This window comes from Clostridioides sp. ZZV14-6154, assembly GCF_020657785.1.
GTDB lineage: Bacteria > Bacillota > Clostridia > Peptostreptococcales > Peptostreptococcaceae > Clostridioides.
Genome location: NZ_JAGWCY010000001.1, coordinates 1,323,154 through 1,341,132, shown reverse-complemented (window position 1 = coordinate 1,341,132; position 17,979 = coordinate 1,323,154). Strand labels below are relative to the sequence as shown.

The window sequence follows — 17,979 nt, the reverse complement described above, 5'->3', positions numbered from 1 at the left end:
TAGCTATGTACGGAATGGATAAGCGCTGAAAGCATCTAAGCGCGAAGCCAACTTCAAGATAAGATTTCCCACCGCAAGGGTAAGACCCCAGAAAGACTATCTGGTTGATAGGTCGAAGGTGTAAGTGCAGCAATGTATTTAGCTTATCGATACTAATAGGTCGAGGACTTGACCAATATTTATTTGATGTTCATTGATTAAAATATATATGTAGTTTTTAGAGTGTTAACTTTAAAGAAACTGGTTTTACTAGTTATAAAAATTTAATGCGGGTGTAGCTCAATGGTAGAGTTCTGGCCTTCCAAGCCAGCTGTGAGGGTTCGATCCCCTTCACCCGCTCCAAAAGATTATGTGGTTACAATAGCAGAGAGGATACACCTGTTCCCATTCCGAACACAGAAGTTAAGCTCTCTAGCGCTGATGGTACTTGGTGGGAAACTGCCTGGGAGAGTAGGACGTAGCCACGTAATCTTTTTTTGTATAAAATTTTATAAAAATGTAATTATTATATGTTTTTATTTGTCTTTTATAGATTTTTTTGGCAATAAATGATATAGTGAATATAATTAAATATTTAAATATTTAATTTTTTTTGTTTTTTTGTAAGTTTATTTTTATAAATTTCTTTAAAATTTTTGGGAGATACACTTTGACATACGTTTTAAAAGTAATTCTAACAGTAAGTAGGACAAAAAATAAATAAAATAGAAATTTGTGTTAAATAAGGAGATTAATATGAAAAAAAATGCAAGATTAATAACAACAGGAATTCTTTCAATGGCAATTGTTGCACCTACAATGGCATTTGCTACTGAGTCTAATGCTATGGAAAATAATGATAATTTAAATATAAATTTGGAGAAAAAAAGTATAGTTTTAGGAAGTACATCAAAAGTAAGTGTGAAATTTAAAGAAAAGCCAGATGCTGATAGCATTACATTAAAATATAAATGCTATGACATGCCACTAGATACAACTCTGAACTACAATCAATCAACTGGATTATATGAAGGAACAATAAACTATAATAAAGACCCAGAATATTTAAATGTGTGGGAATTACAGGGTATAACAATAAATAGTGCAACTAATCCTAAGACTTTAGACAGACAAGAATTAGAAGCTATGGGATTAAATTTAAAAGATTATGATGTAACACAGGAATGTATAATTGAAGACATAACTTCAAGAAAAGATGTAAGCAAATATATGAGAAAAACTTCTGCACCTATTACAGAACTTACAGGAAGTGATAGATATGAAACAGCAGTAAAGATAAGTAAAGAAGGCTGGAAAAATGGTTCAGATAAAGTAATTATAATAAGTGGAGATGTAAGTATTGATGGTATTATATCAACTCCACTAGCAACTACATATAATGCACCAATACTTTTAGTTGAAAAAAACAATGTACCAGCCAGTGTAAAAGCAGAATTAAAGCGTCTAAATCCTAAAGATGTAATAATAATAGGAGATGAGAATTCTATTTCTAAAACTACTGCTAATCAAATAAAATCAACTGTAAGTGCTAGTCAAACACGTTTGAATGGTTCTAATAGATATGAGACATCTTTATTGATAGCAAAAGAAATAGATAAAAATCATGATGTAGATAAAGTATATATAACAAATGCAAATGGTGGAGAAGTAGATGCACTTACTATAGCAGCAAAAGCAGGTCAAGATAAGCAGCCAATTATATTAAGTGATAAAGACAGTCTTACAAATGATACATACAAGTGGCTACAAAGTGAGGATTTACAAAGTGCCTACTTTATAGGTGGTCCTCAAATGTTATCAACAAATGTTATCAATAAAATAAATGATATAACTAAAGATAGTGTTACTAAAAATAGAGTATATGGAGCAGACAGACACGAAACAAATGCAAATGTAATAAAAACATTCTATACAGAGGATGAATTAGAAGCTGTTTTAGTAGCTAAGTCAGATGTACTTGTTGATGCTTTAGCAGCGGGACCATTGGCTGCTAGTTTAAAATCTCCAATACTTATAACACCAAAGACATATGTATCTGCATATCACAAGGATAATTTAGAAGCAAAATCTGCTAATAAGGTGTATAAGATAGGAGGCGGCTTGACTTCTAAGGTAATGAATTCTATAGCAGCGTCATTGTCTAAGCACAATACAACACCAACAGACCCAGGAACTAATAATGGAGCAAAGACAGTTATGATTGACCCAGGTCATGGTGGTTCAGATACTGGAACTACAGGTAAACCATTAGGTGGAATTAAAGAAAAAGATTATACTTTAAATACTTCACTTGCAACAACTGAGTATTTACGCTCAAAAGGAATAAATGTAATTATGACTAGAGATACAGATAAGACTTTATCACTTGGAAATAGAACTGCCTTATCCAACTCTTTAAGACCAGATTTATTTACAAGTATACACTATAATGCATCTGATACAACTGGAAATGGAGTAGAAGTATTTTATAAACTTGCAGATAAAAATGGTGGAACTACTAAAACTGTAGCCACAAACATATTAAATAGAATTTTAGAGAAATTCAATCTTAAAAATAGAGGAATAAAAACAAGAACACTATCAACTGACCCTACAAAAGATTATTTATATGTTTTAAGAACTAATGATATGCCAGCTGTACTTGTAGAATGTGCATTTTTAGATAATGAGAAGGACATGAGTTTATTAAATACATCATCAAAAGTAAAAGACATGGGTACACAAATAGGTAAAGGTATAGAAGAGTCATTAAAATAGTATATAATGAAAATACTTAAAAACTCAGCATAAATTAATTTATGACTTTAGATTTAGTTTAAATTCATAAAATAAAAATATAATTCTGTTATTAATAAAGACTATGTATAGATTTTTGCATATATAAGTGCAAATAGCATATACATAGTCTGTTTTGTAGTTAAGTTCTGATTGATAGGATTAAGGTACGAGTATAGCAATGTATTTAACTTCTCGATATTAATAGGTCAAGGACTTGAACAATATTTATTGACTTACAAAAAATTGGTATAAAATTCTACAAAATATAATCATTATATGTTTTTATTTGTCTTTTATAGATTTTTTTGGTAATAAATGATATAGTAGAAATGATTAAATATATTTAATTGTGTTTATTTTTTGTAATTGTTTATTTTTTGTAATTTAATTTTTAATAAATTTTTGCAAATTTGGGGCATACACACTTTGCTGTGTTTTAAAAAATTAAAAAGACTAAAAAAGCAAGGTAGAAATCTATGTTAAGTAAGGAGATTAATATGAAAAAAAATACGAGATTATTAACAACAGGAATTCTTTCAATGGCAATTGTTGCACCTACAATGGCATTTGCTACTGAGTCTAATGCTATGGAAAATAATGATAACTTAAATATAAATTTGGAGAAAAAAAGTATAGTTTTAGGAAGTACATCAAAAGTAAGTGTGAAATTTAAAGAAAAGCCAGATGCTGATAGCATTACATTAAAATATAAATGCTATGACATGCCACTAGATACAACTCTAAATTACAATCAATCAACTGGGTCATATGAAGGAACTATCAATTATAATCAAGATCCAGAATATCAAAATGTGTGGGAGTTACAAGGGATAACAATAAACAGTGCAAATAATCCTAAAACCCTAAACAAACAAGATTTAGAAAAGATGGGATTAAATTTAAAAGACTACAATGTAACACAGGAATGTATAATTGAAGACATAACTTCAAGAAAAGATGTAAATAAATATTTGAGAAAGACTTCTGCACCTATTACAGAACTTACAGGAAGTGATAGATATGAAACAGCAGTTAAAATAAGTAAAGAGGGCTGGAAAAATGGTTCAGATAAGGTAGTTATAATAAATGGAGATGTAAGTATCGACGGTATTATATCAACTCCACTAGCAACTACATATAATGCACCAATACTTTTGGTTGAAAAAAATAATGTGCCTGATAGTGTAAAATCAGAATTAAAACGTCTAAATCCTAAAGATATAATTATAATTGGAGATGAGAATTCTATTTCTAAAACTAGTGCTAATCAGATAAAATCAGCTGTAGATTCTAATCAAACACGTATAAATGGCTCAAATAGATATGAGACATCTCTATTGATAGCAAAAGAAATAGATAAAAATCACGATGTAGATAAAGTGTATATAACAAATGGTAAGGATGGAGGAGAACTAGATGCACTTACTATAGCAGCAAAAGCAGGTCAGGATAAGCAACCGATTATAGTGACTGATAAAGATAGCATTACAAATATTACATATAAATGGCTGGAGAGTGAGGACTTACAAAGTGCTTATTTTATAGGTGGTTCTCAAATGATATCAACAAATGTTATCAATAAGGTAAATGATATAACTAAGGATAATGTTGCTAATAATAGAGTATCTGGAGCAGATAGACATGAAACAAATGCAAATGTAATAAAAAAATTCTATACAGAAGATGAATTAGAAGCTGTTTTAGTAGCTAAATCAGATGTACTTGTTGATGCTTTAGCAGCAGGGCCATTAGCTGCTAGTTTAAAATCTCCAATACTTATAACACCAAAGACATATGTATCTGCATATCATAAGGATAATTTAGAAGCTAAGTCTGCTAATAAAGTGTATAAGATAGGAGGCGGATTGACTTCTAAGGTGATGAATTCTATAGCTTCATCATTATCTAAGCATAATACAACACCAACAGACCCAGAAACTAATAGTGGAGCAAAGACAGTTATGATTGACCCAGGACATGGTGGTTCAGCACCTGGAGTAAGTGGAGCATTTGGAGGAGCCCTTGAAAAAGATTATGCTTTAAATACTTCACTTGCAACAACTGAATATTTACGTTCAAAAGGTATAAATGTAATTATGACTAGAGATACAGATAAGACTTTATCACTTGGAGGTAGAACTGCTCTATCTAATTCATTGAAACCAGATTTATTTACAAGTATACATTATAATGGTTCTACTAATAAACAAGGTCGTGGAGTAGAAGTATTTTATAAGCTTAAAGATAAAAATGGTGGAACCACTAAAACTGTAGCTACAAACATATTAAATAGAATTTTAGAGAAGTTTAATCTTAAAAATAGAGGGATAAAAACAAAAGTACTTAAAGATGACCCTACAAAAGATTATTTATACGTTTTAAGAACTAATAATATGCCAGCAGTACTTGTAGAATGTGCATTTTTGGATAATGCAAGTGATATGAAGTTAGTAAATTCACCTGCAAAAGTAAAAGAAATGGGCACACAAATAGCTAAAGGAATAGAAGAATCATTAAAGTAATTACAAATAGAGTGCTTAAAATTTAATATAAATTTATGATTGTGAGTTTATATTAAAGCTATAATTTGAAATATGGGTGTGTAAATATATAAAGACTATATATACATTGTTGCATATACGAATGCATAACAGTGTATATATGGTCTTTTTTGTAGTTAAATGCAATAATTTGATTGTATTTTGAGAAATGCACAATATGATATAATTAGATAATATACACTTAATTTAATTAAGGAAGGTGATTATGTGGAATATTTATTTAAAAAAAGCAGTCTAAAAAAAGATGAAAATGAATCCTTAGGTAAATATAAGGAATTGTTAGATAGAACTGAAAATAACTCAAGAAGTATTATTTTATTAGTACCAAATAACAATACTAGAATAAGATATGAGAGGTCATTAGAATTAGATTATAGTGAAGAATTAAAAATAACAACATATATAGGATTTGTAAAAAAAGAATTATTAAAATACTGGGCACTTATAATAGAAAAATGTGAAGGAATAAATAAAAAATCTATATCTCCAACATTTATATCAAATAGTTTAAGTGAATATTTAATAATTAAAAAAGTTAAGGAAAAAAGAGTGAAAGAAGGATATTTTGAAGATATCACAGGAACAAATAAATCAATCGCAAAAAGTATAATTACAAATATAAATAAGTCAGCATTTAATTTAATTGACTTTGATTTTATTGGAGAAAAAATATATTCATCAAAGAAAAATAGAAATAGTATCTATAGATTTTCATATACTCAGATGGATGAAATTATATCATATTACATAAATACATTACTTTCAAATTCAATGTTAGATAATGCATTGAGTGTGTATCTATATAATAATTACCTTCTTAATGATGAATTTTATTTAAAAATTTTACTTAAAGAATTGAGATATATAGTAGTTGATAGTCTTGAAAATTCAAGTAATGCAGAAGTAGATTTTATTGAAAAGGTATCAAGTAATGTATTAGAAAGCTATATATTCTTTGATTTTAGTAAAGATTATTCTGTGTTTAACAATACTGACATGGATTATATAAATGAAAAGATAATATCTAAAATTAAATTTAAAGAAGAAATTAACTTTAAAAAAAGTAATATAAAAATAGAAGATTTATATTTATTACCTTCAAGTATAGAATTAAATCAATCAAGTCAACTGTATAATGAAATGTTAGATTTAGTGAGTGAAAAGGTTATAACTCTTATAGAAAGTGGTATATCTCCAAAAGATATAGCAATTATATCACCTATAAACAATACAATATTGGAGTATCAAATTAAGGATTCTTTGAGAGAAAGAAATATAGATGTTTTTAACACTAAAAAAGATAAAAAAGCTATAGATTATCCATATGGAAATGCTCTAGTGGTTGCTACTTGCATATTTTATGGATATTTAGACTTTATAAAAGATGAAGAATATATAAGTTTTTTAGAGACCATTTTAGACATAAACAGAATAAAAGCATTTAAGATTTTTAAAGAGACAAGGCATTTAGAAGTTGATAAAATAGAAGGATATAATCAATATCGTGATATTTTACAGTATATTGAAGAAAAGAAGAAAAGTGACATAAAAATACATGAATTTTTAATTCAGTTTTATATAGATAAAATGTTAAATTTAAAAGGTGGTAAAAAGAATGTTGGCCTATGTAAACAAATAATAGCTGAAAGTGAATCATTTAGTGAAAGTGCAGACCTACTTGGATTGAAAGAGGAAAAGATTTTTATAGAAGCTTTAAAGACGACAATAAATGATTATTATTCTGTTATTGATATAGAAGAGTTAAAAAGCAAAGATAAAATAGTAATAACGACTCCTTATTCATATATATCATCAAATATAGATAGAAGTATTCAAATATGGGTAGATATAGGAAGTAATTCTTGGAATATGAAAATAGAAAAAGATATAAGTAATTTAATTGTACTTAGAAAATCTTTTGAAGAGAAAAAAATTTATACAAATGAAATGGAAGAGTACTACAAGAAATACTATCTATATAATACAATATATAATTTATTGTTAAGTGCAAATAAAGTTTATGCATATAAGAGTGAATACACAATTAATGGTTATATTCAAGAAAGTATGCTATATAGTATACTTTTGAAACTCTCACATAAAGGGGATAAAATTTATGATTAATATAAATTATAGAGAAGACCAAATACCAATAATAAATTATGAGGATGGAACTATGGCAGTTCCAGCAGTTCCTGGGGCTGGAAAGACATTTATAATAACAAATTTAGTAGCTAAACTACTACTTGAACAGAAACATAAAGGTGGTAAAATATTAGTTCTTACATATATGAATAGTGCTGTAAATAATTTTAAAGGTAGAATAAAAAAAATACTTGAAGAAAACGAAATAGACGATATTAACTCATATGAAGTAATGACTATACATAGTCTAGCTGTAAAAATAATAAAAGAAAAACCCGAAATAGTAATGTTGAGTGAGGATTTTAATATAGCTGATGATTTACAAAAAAGTATTATATTAAATGAATGTATAAATAAATTTAGATTTGATGGAGGAGAAAGAGCATTTAGATGGTTTCTAAAAGAGCAAAAAGATGAGAGATGGAAAGAGATAACTCTTGAAGCTTGGGAGAGAGGTTTTTTTGAATTTGCAGGAAATGCTATAAGTGAACTTAAATACAAGGGAATTTCTCCAGATAAGCTTGAAGAGATACTATCAAGAGGACACAAAGGCATGCTTAAAGTGATTTTGCCAATATACAAATTATATGATAGAAAATTAAAGCAAAATGGCTTGCTAGATTATGATGATATATTAATTTTAGCAGAAAAAACTTTAAGCTTAGATGAAGGACTTAGAAAAAAATTCCAAACTAGATATAAATATATTTTTGAAGATGAATGTCAAGATTCAAATGAAATACAAGGGAATATAATAAAAATTATATCGAGTGAAAACAATAATTTAGTTAGAGTGGGAGATATAAATCAGAGTATAACAGGTACATTTTCATCATCAGACCCTAAGTTTTTTAAAGAATTTGTAAAAAATGCAAAGTGTTGTTATAGGATGGATATGTCAAATAGAAGTTCAAAAGATATACTAGATTTAGCAAATACACTTGTAGAGTATGTCACAAAAGAATTTAAACAAGAAGAATGTAGATATGCTCTTGAGGATATGCAAATAAAAACTGTTCCAACTGGAGTGGGATATAAAGAAAACCCTAATCCAGAGCATTATAATATAAATGTAAAATGGTATGATAGTTGGAAAAATGAAATAGAACAAACTGCTAAATATGTTAAAGGTATAAAAAAGAAATATCCAGATAAGAGTATAGGGATACTAGTTCCATTTAATGAACAAGTTACACAAGTTGCTAAGGAACTTAGAGAGTATAATCTAACATTTGAAGAATTGGGTCCAAACTCTTTAAGTAAAAGGAAGGTTATAAATAACATAGCTTCTATTATAGATTTTATGCTAAACTGTGATGATATAGAAAAATTAATAACCGTACTTGATAAGGTTTTTATAAATACAGATAATGAAATAGAAGAAAAGAATTTTTTAGACGGATTAAAAAACTATACAACAGAAGAAATTATATATGATTTTAAATTTAATAAAGATAAATTTGAACCACTAGAAATTAATGAGGAAAGCAATATATATACAAGTTTTAAAGATGGTATAGATATTATAAAACAGATATTAGAATACCCAATAATAAGGTTAGACCTGCTGATACTATTTATTGGTAAAAAGCTTAACTTAGAAAAAGAGGATAAGGCAGTATTAGATTATATATCTTTTTATATAAAGTATTTAGTTTCGGAAAATATATATATGGACTTAGAGGATGTTTACAATGTTCTATTTGATGTTAAAAATAAGGTGTTTAATCACATAATAGATGTAGTTTATGAGATAAATGGATATGAGCCAGAACCTGGTAGCATAACACTATGTAATTATCATAAATCAAAGGGGATGGAATGGGATTGTGTGTTTTTATTAGGTCTTGTTGAATATAATTTCCCTGACAATATTACTCAGAAATTTCAGAGTGATAAATGGTACTTAAAAGAAAAATACAAAAACCCAATGGCTATTATTAAGTCAGAAATTGAAGCTATACTAAAAGGGAGTATTTCAACTGATTACGCTTATCAAACTAAAATTGATTCTATAAATGAGAAGATTAGACTTTTATATGTAGGAATCACTAGGGCAAAGGAGATGTTAGTACTTTCAGGGAGTGCTTATAGAGATGAAAATGATATAGGAAATAAAAGAAAAGAACAGAAACCATGTGTCTATTTAAGAAGGCTGAATCGACATATTATTGAGAAAAGGTCAAATTAACATATAGATGAGTTAAGTTGATATATTGTTGAAAGAAAGTTAAGTTAACATATAATGAGTTCAGTTACTATGTTGTTTAAAGAATGCCAAATTAATATATAATAAATAGTTATTAAAAAATAAAGTTAAGAGAGAAGTGATATGATTGAATGATAAATTAAAATATTTTTCCTATAGTCAAAATTCAATTAACACATATAAGTCATGCCCACTAAAATTTAAGTATAAGTATATTGATAAAATAAATTGGAAAAATGATGATATAGGTAGTAGAGAGTATTATGATAGTTTAAAAACTGGAAGAGACTTTCATTTAATTTGTGAAAGATACTTTAGTAATATACCACTTGGAATCTATTTTAATGAAGATGACAAAAATAGTAAAAGATTTTTAAAATGGATTGAGAATATAAAAAAAATTGTTCCCATCGAAAAAGAAAAAATATATTTACCAGAATATGAAGTAAGGATGAATTTAAATGGGGACATATTACAAGCAAAGTATGATTTAATTGTAATTGGAAAAGGAAATATAGAGGTATGGGACTGGAAAACTGAATCTAAAAAGATTAACCATAAAAATGTAGAAAGTAGGATTCAAACAATAGTTTATATGTTTTTGGCAAAAGAAGTTATTCCGAAAGTTTTAAAAATAGAAGTAAATGTTAAAGATATAAGTATGAAATATTACCAACCTGAATTTGATGATTTGCCAATTAATATCTCATATAATGAAGAAAAACATGAGACAAATAGAAATAAAATTCAAAGCTATATAAACATGATAAAAAGTACTAATTATGAAGAACATACATACGAACACAATCTATACAATAATATAGAAAAGGTATATAATAAAGAAGAACGTATGTGCTATAGAAATAAAAGTCATTGTAAGTATTGTGAATTTAATAAATTATGCAATGGCAAAGAAATAGATTATAGTATTTTGGAGGCGGAAATTTATGGGACTTAGGTTTATATTAGGTAGATGTGGAAGTGGAAAATCTACATATATATTAGATGAAATTAAAAAAGAATCTCAAAAAAATGAAATGACATCTGTTATACTTTTAGTTCCAGAACAGTATACATTTGAAGCTGAAAATAGAGTAAGCAAACTATTTTTAGGAGGAGAAAAGGACAAGTATTTAAGAGTTAGAGTGCTTAGTTTTAAAACACTGAGCAACATAGTTTTTTCTCAAACAGGAGGATTAACAGATGTAAATATAAATTCTAGTGGAAAAGCAATGATGGTGTATCGAGCGATAGAAGGTGTAAGTGAAGAGTTAAATGTATTTTCAAAATCAAAGTCACAATCTGGTTTTGTAAGTTCAATTACAGATATGATATCAGAAATGAAACAGTACAATATAAGCCCTGAAATGTTAGAAAACATATCTGGAGAATTAGAAAATGAGACATTAAGTTTAAAATTAAAAGACATAAGTAAGATATATAATTCTTTTGAAGGAAAATTACATGAAAATTATATAGATGCTCAAGATATGTTGACTTCATTATCAGGCAAAATAGAATTGAGTAACTATTTAGAAGGAGCTTATGTTTATATAGATGAGTTTACAGGTTTTACACCAAATCAATACAATGTTATAAAAAGTATATTAAATAAAGCTAAAGATGTTAGCATATCTTTGACTGTAGATAATGTTAATTATATTGGATATAGTAAAACAGATGTATTTTCTAGAACTAAGTTTACTTATTCAAAATTAACTCAATTATGTAATGAAGAAGGAATAAAAATATTACCACAAGTAAATTTGAATACAGGCGTTATAAAAAGGTTTGAAGAAATTCAAGAGTTACAACATTTAGAAAAATTTTATAATGCTTATCCATATAAAACATATATAAATCCAACTAAAAATATAAAAATAAAAGAATTTAATAATCTATATTCAGAGGTAGAAGAAATAGCTAAAGAAATTGTACATTTGGTTAGAGACAAGAATGTTAGGTATAGAGATATAACTCTTGCTACAAGAGACTTAAATAGATATGATTTTTTGGTACATTCTATATTTAATGAGTATAATATACCTAACTTTATAGATAAAAAGAGAGAGGCAAAAAGTAATCCAATAGTCATATTAATTATTTCAGCTTTAGAAATGAAAAACAGACGATATGGATATGAAACTATGTTTAGGTATTTAAAGAGTGGTCTTATAGGAATTGATAATGATGATATAAATTTGCTGGAAAATTATGTACTAGCCAATGGAATTAAAGGTAAGAAATGGTTTGATGAAAAATGGGATTATAGAATAACACAAAGTCTTTCTAATGAAGAAAGTGAGTTCGAGTTAGAATTAAAAGATAAAATAAATGAGATAAAAAATAGAGTATTAGAGCCAATAATAAATTTACAAGAAAAACTAAAAGGAAAAAATAGAGTAAAAGAAATTTGTAAGTATATATATGAGTTTTTACTAGATATAAGTATGCCAGAAACGATAGAGAGTTTAATAGTAAATTTTAAGGATAAAGGAGAACTTGACGTTGCTAATCAGTATTCACAAGTTTGGGATATAGTAGTGGATGTTTTAGACCAAATGGTGGAACTTATGGGTGAAGAAATAATATCCTTAGAAAAATTTATAAAATTAATAACTCTTGGATTTGATGAGTATGAGTTAGGGCTAGTTCCTCCTAGTATAGACCAAGTACTTGTAAGTAGTGTGGATAGAATGAAAAATCCAAATACAAAATACTTATACTTAATAGGAACTACTGATGGTGTATTTCCTTTAATTACAAAAGATAGTGGAATATTAAGTGATAATGATAGGGAAAGTCTTGGAAATAAAGGTATTGAAGTTGATATAGATAGTAAAACTAAAAGTTTTGAAGAACAATTTTTAGTATATAAAGCTCTTACTTCAACATCTGAAAATTTAATTATAACATATCCTATATCTGACCATGAAGGTAAGACACTTAGACCTTCAATAATTATATCAAGATTAAAGAAGATATTCCCAAATATAGAAAATAAAAGTTATTTAATAGAAGAAGATAAAAGAACTAATGAAGATATACTTAAAAAAATAACTGTAAAATCACCTACATTTAATGAGCTTATAAGTGTAATAAAAAACTACGATAATGATGAGTACATCAAAGAAGAAATTAATAGTATCTGGTTAGATATATATAGATACTATCTAAAGGATGAACTGTATAGTTCTATAACAAAAAAAGTTATAAAAGGTCTTAGTTATACTAATCAAGTTCATAGAATTGAAGAGAAAAAAATAAGGTCATTATATAAAAGTAATTCTCTTAGTGTGTCTAGGCTTGAAAAATATGCAGAGTGTCCATTTGCTTATTTTATACAATACGGTCTTAAAGCTAGGAAGCGTAAAGAATATTCATTTACACCACCAGATTTAGGAACCTTTGTTCATAATATTTTAGATAGATTTTCAAAAGAGCTATCACAAGATAATTTATTGTGGAAAGATATTGATGAGGAATATATAGAACTAAAGGTAGGTATTATAGTTGATGAAATAATCTCAAAGATACCAGGGTATATATTAAATAGTTCTGAAAGATATAAATATCTTGCATATAGATTAAAGAATATGCTTACAACAGCTATAAATATAATTAGCCAACAGATAAAACAAGGTTCATTTGAACCTGTAGATTATGAAGTTAAATTTGGTAAAGATGGTAAATACCCTCCTATAAAAATAGTTTTGAATAATGGAGAAGAAGTAAATTTAATTGGTCAAATAGATAGAGTAGATGAATTTGAAGAAGGTGAAAACAAATATATAAGAATAGTAGATTATAAATCAGGTAATAAAACTATAAATTTAACAGAGATATACTATGGTCTACAATTACAATTACTTGTGTATCTTGATGCAATCCTTGAAAGTGTAAAAGAAGAAGATATAAATTTAAATCCAGCGGCAATATTATATTGTAGAATAAATAATCCAATAGCAAAGTTTAATGAAGATAAAGATGATACTGAAATTCAAGAAGCTATACTAAAAGAACTTAGAATGAAGGGGCTTGTGGTAAAGGATTCTCATATAATAAAAGAGATGGATAAATCATTAATAGATGGAGAAAGAAAAAATTCCTTAGTAATACCAGTAGGTCTTACAAAGGATGGAAATGTAGGTAAAAGTACATCTACAGTAAGTTATGAAGATTTTAGGTTACTTAGAAAATATGTAAAACATGCGATAAAGGATTTATGTGAAGAAATGTTAAGTGGTGAAATAAAGATATCTCCATATAAACATAAAGAGGGAACATCATGTGATTTTTGTGATTATTCAGCTATATGTCAATTTGATTCAACTATGAAAGATAATAAATATAAAATTTTAAATAATAAGAGCAATGAAGAGATAATAAAAATGATGGAAGGAGATGTTGATTGATGAGTTCTCCTAAATGGACAAAAGAGCAAACAGAAGTTATAGAAAGTAGAGACTGTAATTTACTTGTTGCAGCAGCTGCTGGGTCGGGAAAAACAGCAGTACTGGTTGAACGTATAATTCAAATGATAACAAGTAGAGAAAATCCAATTGATATAGATAAATTATTAGTAGTTACATTTACTAATGCAGCTGCATCAGAAATGAGAGAGAGAATAGGTGATGCTATAGGAAAAGCATTAGATGAAAATCCAGAAAATAAGCATTTACAAAATCAACTTGTTTTATTAAATAAATCAAGTATTACAACAATACACTCATTTTGTTTAGATGTTATAAAATCGAACTTTCATAGAATAAACTTAGACCCTAATTTTAGAATAGGAGACCAAACTGAATGTGCTATTTTGAAACAAGAGGCAATCGAAGAAGTATTTGAAAAATTATATGAAGAAAGAGATGAGGGTTTCTTAAATTTAGTTGAAAGTTATGCAGAAAGAGGAGGAGACAAAGAAGTTCAGGATATTATTCTAGGAATATATTCATTTGCAATGGCTTCTCCTGAGCCTAAAAAATGGCTTATTGATTCAGCAGAGAGATTTAACATTGATGAGGATTTTGATTTTTCAGAATCTATTTGGGCTAGAGCTATATTAGATACTGTAAAAATAGAAATTGATGGAATTTGCTCAAATATGGAAAAGGCCTTAAAAGAAGTTAAGTCAATAGATGAACTAGAAACTTTTACAGAGAAGCTGTCGATTGAATATAAGAGAATGGTCGATATTTCAGAAGCATGTAATAAATCATGGAATGAGGCATATAAGAAGATGTCAAGTATGTCTTTTGAAAACTATGTCAAAGGTATAAAAAGGATACCAAAAGATGCTCCTTCATATATAAAAGAGTCAAAAGAAAAAGCAAAAGCAATAAGAGACAAAATTAAAAAATCTTTAGAAAGTATAATAAATTCTACGTTTAATAAAGATAATGAATCTATTAAAGATGAAATTAAATATCTTTATAATATAGTTAAACCAATCTCTAATATTGTTCTGAGATTTGAAGAAGAATACAGCAATAAGAAAAATGAAAAAGGAATAATAGATTTTAATGATATAGAGCATTTTGCCTTAAATATACTTACGAATATAGATGAGAACGGAAATATCATACCTTCTGATATAGCTATGGGGTATAGAGATAATTTCTATGAAATATTTATAGATGAATATCAAGATAGCAATCTTGTACAAGAAGTACTTCTTAAAACTGTGGCAAACATAGAGACTCCAAATAGATTTATGGTTGGCGATGTAAAGCAAAGTATATATAGATTTAGACAAGCAAAACCAGAGTTGTTTTTACAAAAGTACAATAACTATAAAGATGAAAAAGGAAGTTCTCACAGAAAGATAATGCTTTATAAAAACTTTAGAAGTAGGGAAGAAGTTGTAGACTCTGTAAATTATATATTTGAAAATATAATGAATGAGAATATAGGAGAGATTGAATATACAGAAAAAGAAAGACTTAATTTGGGTGCAGATTTTAAATCAGATTTAGAGGAGAACTCTATTGTCGGTGGAGCAACAGAAATACACCTTATACAAAAAAATACTAAACCTAGTAATGATATTATAAACAATAAAGATAATAATGCTAATAATGAAGAAAATGAAGCAGAAGAAGATGAAGAACTAGACAACATACAACTTGAAGCTAGAATGGTTGGAAAGATTATTAAGGATTTAATGAAAGCCAATGAATATGGAAAGATTCAAAAAGTTTATGATAAAGGAATTGATGCCTATAGACCTGTGGAATTTAAGGATGTAGTGATTCTTTTAAGAGCTACATCTGCATGGGCACCTGTGTTTGCAGATGAGTTGATGAATATGGATATACCTACTTATGCTGATGTTGGAGTGGGATATTTTGATACAATTGAAATAAAAACAATACTATCATTACTTCAGATAATAGATAATCCAATGCAAGATATACCTCTTATAGCTGTGTTAAAGTCACCTATATTTGGATTTACACCAGAGGATTTAATTGACATTAGAATTCAAAATAAAGATAAAACTTTTTATGAAGTTTTAGAGAGTACATCAGAGTATGATGAATTTACAGATTCACAGAATGAAAGTAAGTCGGATTTTGTACCAAGTGAAGAATGTATAAATAAAAGTAAAGACTTTCTGATTAAACTAAAGGAATTTAAAGAGAAATCAATGTACATGAGTACAGATGAATTTATATGGTATTTATATACAAAAACTGGATATTATGCTTATGTTGGAGCATTACCAGGTGGAAGTCAAAGACAAGCTAACTTGAAAGTACTTTTTGAGAGAGCAAAACAATTTGAAGAGACTAGCTTTAAGGGAATATTCAATTTTGTAAACTTTATAGAAAAATTAAAAAAATCTAGCTCTGATATGGGGAGTGCAAAAACACTTGGAGAAAATGCAAATGTTGTTAGAATAATGAGTATCCATAAGAGTAAAGGTCTAGAATTTCCAATAGTTATATGTTCTGCTATGGGAAAAAATTTCAATACTCAAGATTTTAAAAAGAGTATTTTATATCATCATAACTTAGGATATGGACCTCAGTTTGTGGACTATGAGAGACGAATTTCTTTTCCAAGTATAGCTAAAGAAGCACTAAAAAGTAAAATAAATATAGAAAATTTATCAGAAGAGATGAGAGTATTATATGTTGCATTTACAAGAGCAAAAGAGAAACTGATTATAACAGGCTCTACTAGAAATGTACAAGATAGCATGAAAAAATGGTGTAGTGGAATTGAAAATTTAGATACAATATCACAATATGAAATACTAAAAAGTAAGAATTTCTTAGATTGGATAATGCCTTGTGTATTAAAACATAAAGATTTATCTAATTTATTGGAAGATATGGGATTAGATGTACCATTTAATGTTGAACATAATTCAAAATGGTATGGAAAGTTATGGAATAAGGATGATATTTTAATACAAAAGAAAAATGATGAAGAAAAAGAAAGTATTGAAGAAGTTCTTGAAAAAATAGATGTAGAGGAACCTGATAGCGATTATTATACTGAAATAGAAGAAAAGTTAAACTATATATACCCATATGAATTTAGTACAAAAAAACCTGCTAGTATATCGGTTACAGAAATAAAAAAGATACAAAATAATTATGAAGAAGAGTTGATAAATACTATATTTGAACAAAAAATAAACTTAAAAAAACCTCTATTTATTCAAAATGATGAAGAAAAAGAAAAAATAAATGGAGCAGAAAGAGGTACAATAATTCACTTAGTTATGGAAGTTTTAGATTTAAAGAAGGTAAACAACATAAATGATATAAAGATGCAAATAAAAAGTTTTATTTCAAAGGGTATAATAACAGAAAAGCAAGCTAGTATAGTAAATCCTTATAAAATATATAAATTTTTTACATCTAACATAGGAAAAAGGATGTTAAATGCTGAACTTATAAATAGAGAAAAAGCAATTTATGCACAAGTAAATATGAAAGATATATATATTTATGAAGAATTGATAAAAAATGATGATAAGAAAATTTATGACAAAGAAAGTGTCATGTTAAGAGGTATAGTTGATGCTTATTTTGAAGAAGATAATCAGATAGTTTTAGTAGATTATAAAACAGATTTTGTAAATGAGGAAAATATAAATCAGATAATAGAGAAATATAAAAAACAATTAGACTTATATGCAGATGTTATTGAAACTTTAACTGGAAAATCAGTAAAAGAAAAATGTATATATTTATTTGGAGTTGATGAGGCTGTTTGTTATTAATTATTTTGATATAAATTAGACATAAAGATAAAGGGGAGGGGAAA

The 17,979-nt window shown here is 27.2% G+C and carries 7 protein-coding genes, 1 tRNA gene and 2 rRNA genes; all 10 read left to right on the top strand.

The genetic code is table 11. The features are described from left to right. Window positions 1–176 (top strand): 23S ribosomal RNA (locus KGF45_RS06535); the annotation flags it as partial. Between the two features lie 92 nt (window positions 177–268). Continuing rightward, window positions 269–342, top strand: a tRNA-Gly gene (locus tag KGF45_RS06530). Window positions 343–350: 8 nt separating this feature from the next. Further along, window positions 351–467: ribosomal RNA gene (rrf, locus tag KGF45_RS06525) — 5S ribosomal RNA — on the top strand. 268 nt (window positions 468–735) lie between these two features. After that, window positions 736–2,757, top strand: a complete 2,022-nt coding sequence (locus KGF45_RS06520) for an N-acetylmuramoyl-L-alanine amidase (RefSeq protein ID WP_227826998.1) — start codon at window positions 736–738, stop codon at window positions 2,755–2,757. A gap of 518 nt (window positions 2,758–3,275) precedes the next feature. Then, window positions 3,276–5,300 (top strand): N-acetylmuramoyl-L-alanine amidase, encoded by a 2,025-nt coding sequence (locus tag KGF45_RS06515; RefSeq protein WP_227842003.1) that lies wholly within the window; start codon window positions 3,276–3,278, stop codon window positions 5,298–5,300. Between the two features lie 246 nt (window positions 5,301–5,546). Continuing rightward, window positions 5,547–7,463 (top strand): hypothetical protein, encoded by a 1,917-nt coding sequence (locus KGF45_RS06510; RefSeq protein ID WP_227842002.1) that lies wholly within the window; start codon window positions 5,547–5,549, stop codon window positions 7,461–7,463. Continuing rightward, the gene (locus KGF45_RS06505) at window positions 7,456–9,675 is read left to right on the top strand and encodes an ATP-dependent helicase (RefSeq protein ID WP_227827001.1); all 2,220 of its coding nucleotides are present in this window, start codon (window positions 7,456–7,458) and stop codon (window positions 9,673–9,675) included. Before KGF45_RS06510 ends, KGF45_RS06505 begins: the two co-directional genes overlap by 8 nt. Window positions 9,676–9,820: 145 nt before the next feature. Beyond that, complete coding sequence (locus tag KGF45_RS06500) at window positions 9,821–10,651, top strand: PD-(D/E)XK nuclease family protein (protein ID WP_227842001.1); 831 nt, start codon at window positions 9,821–9,823, stop codon at window positions 10,649–10,651. Further along, window positions 10,641–14,108, top strand: a complete 3,468-nt coding sequence (gene addB / locus KGF45_RS06495) for a helicase-exonuclease AddAB subunit AddB (protein WP_227842000.1) — start codon at window positions 10,641–10,643, stop codon at window positions 14,106–14,108. The genes KGF45_RS06500 and addB overlap by 11 nt, the downstream gene beginning before the upstream one ends. After that, window positions 14,108–17,935 (top strand): helicase-exonuclease AddAB subunit AddA, encoded by a 3,828-nt coding sequence (addA, locus tag KGF45_RS06490; protein WP_227827004.1) that lies wholly within the window; start codon window positions 14,108–14,110, stop codon window positions 17,933–17,935. The genes addB and addA overlap by 1 nt, the downstream gene beginning before the upstream one ends. Window positions 17,936–17,979 lie beyond the last annotated feature (44 nt).

Excerpts from the sequence above, each read along its gene's own strand:
- KGF45_RS06520 (WP_227826998.1), top strand. The coding sequence starts at position 736 with ATGAAAAAAAATGCAAGATTAATAACAACAGGAATTCTTTCAATGGCA.
- KGF45_RS06515 (WP_227842003.1), top strand. The coding sequence starts at position 3,276 with ATGAAAAAAAATACGAGATTATTAACAACAGGAATTCTTTCAATGGCA.
- KGF45_RS06505 (WP_227827001.1), top strand. The coding sequence starts at position 7,456 with ATGATTAATATAAATTATAGAGAAGACCAAATACCAATAATAAATTAT.
- addB (WP_227842000.1), top strand. The coding sequence starts at position 10,641 with ATGGGACTTAGGTTTATATTAGGTAGATGTGGAAGTGGAAAATCTACA.
- addA (WP_227827004.1), top strand. The coding sequence starts at position 14,108 with ATGAGTTCTCCTAAATGGACAAAAGAGCAAACAGAAGTTATAGAAAGT.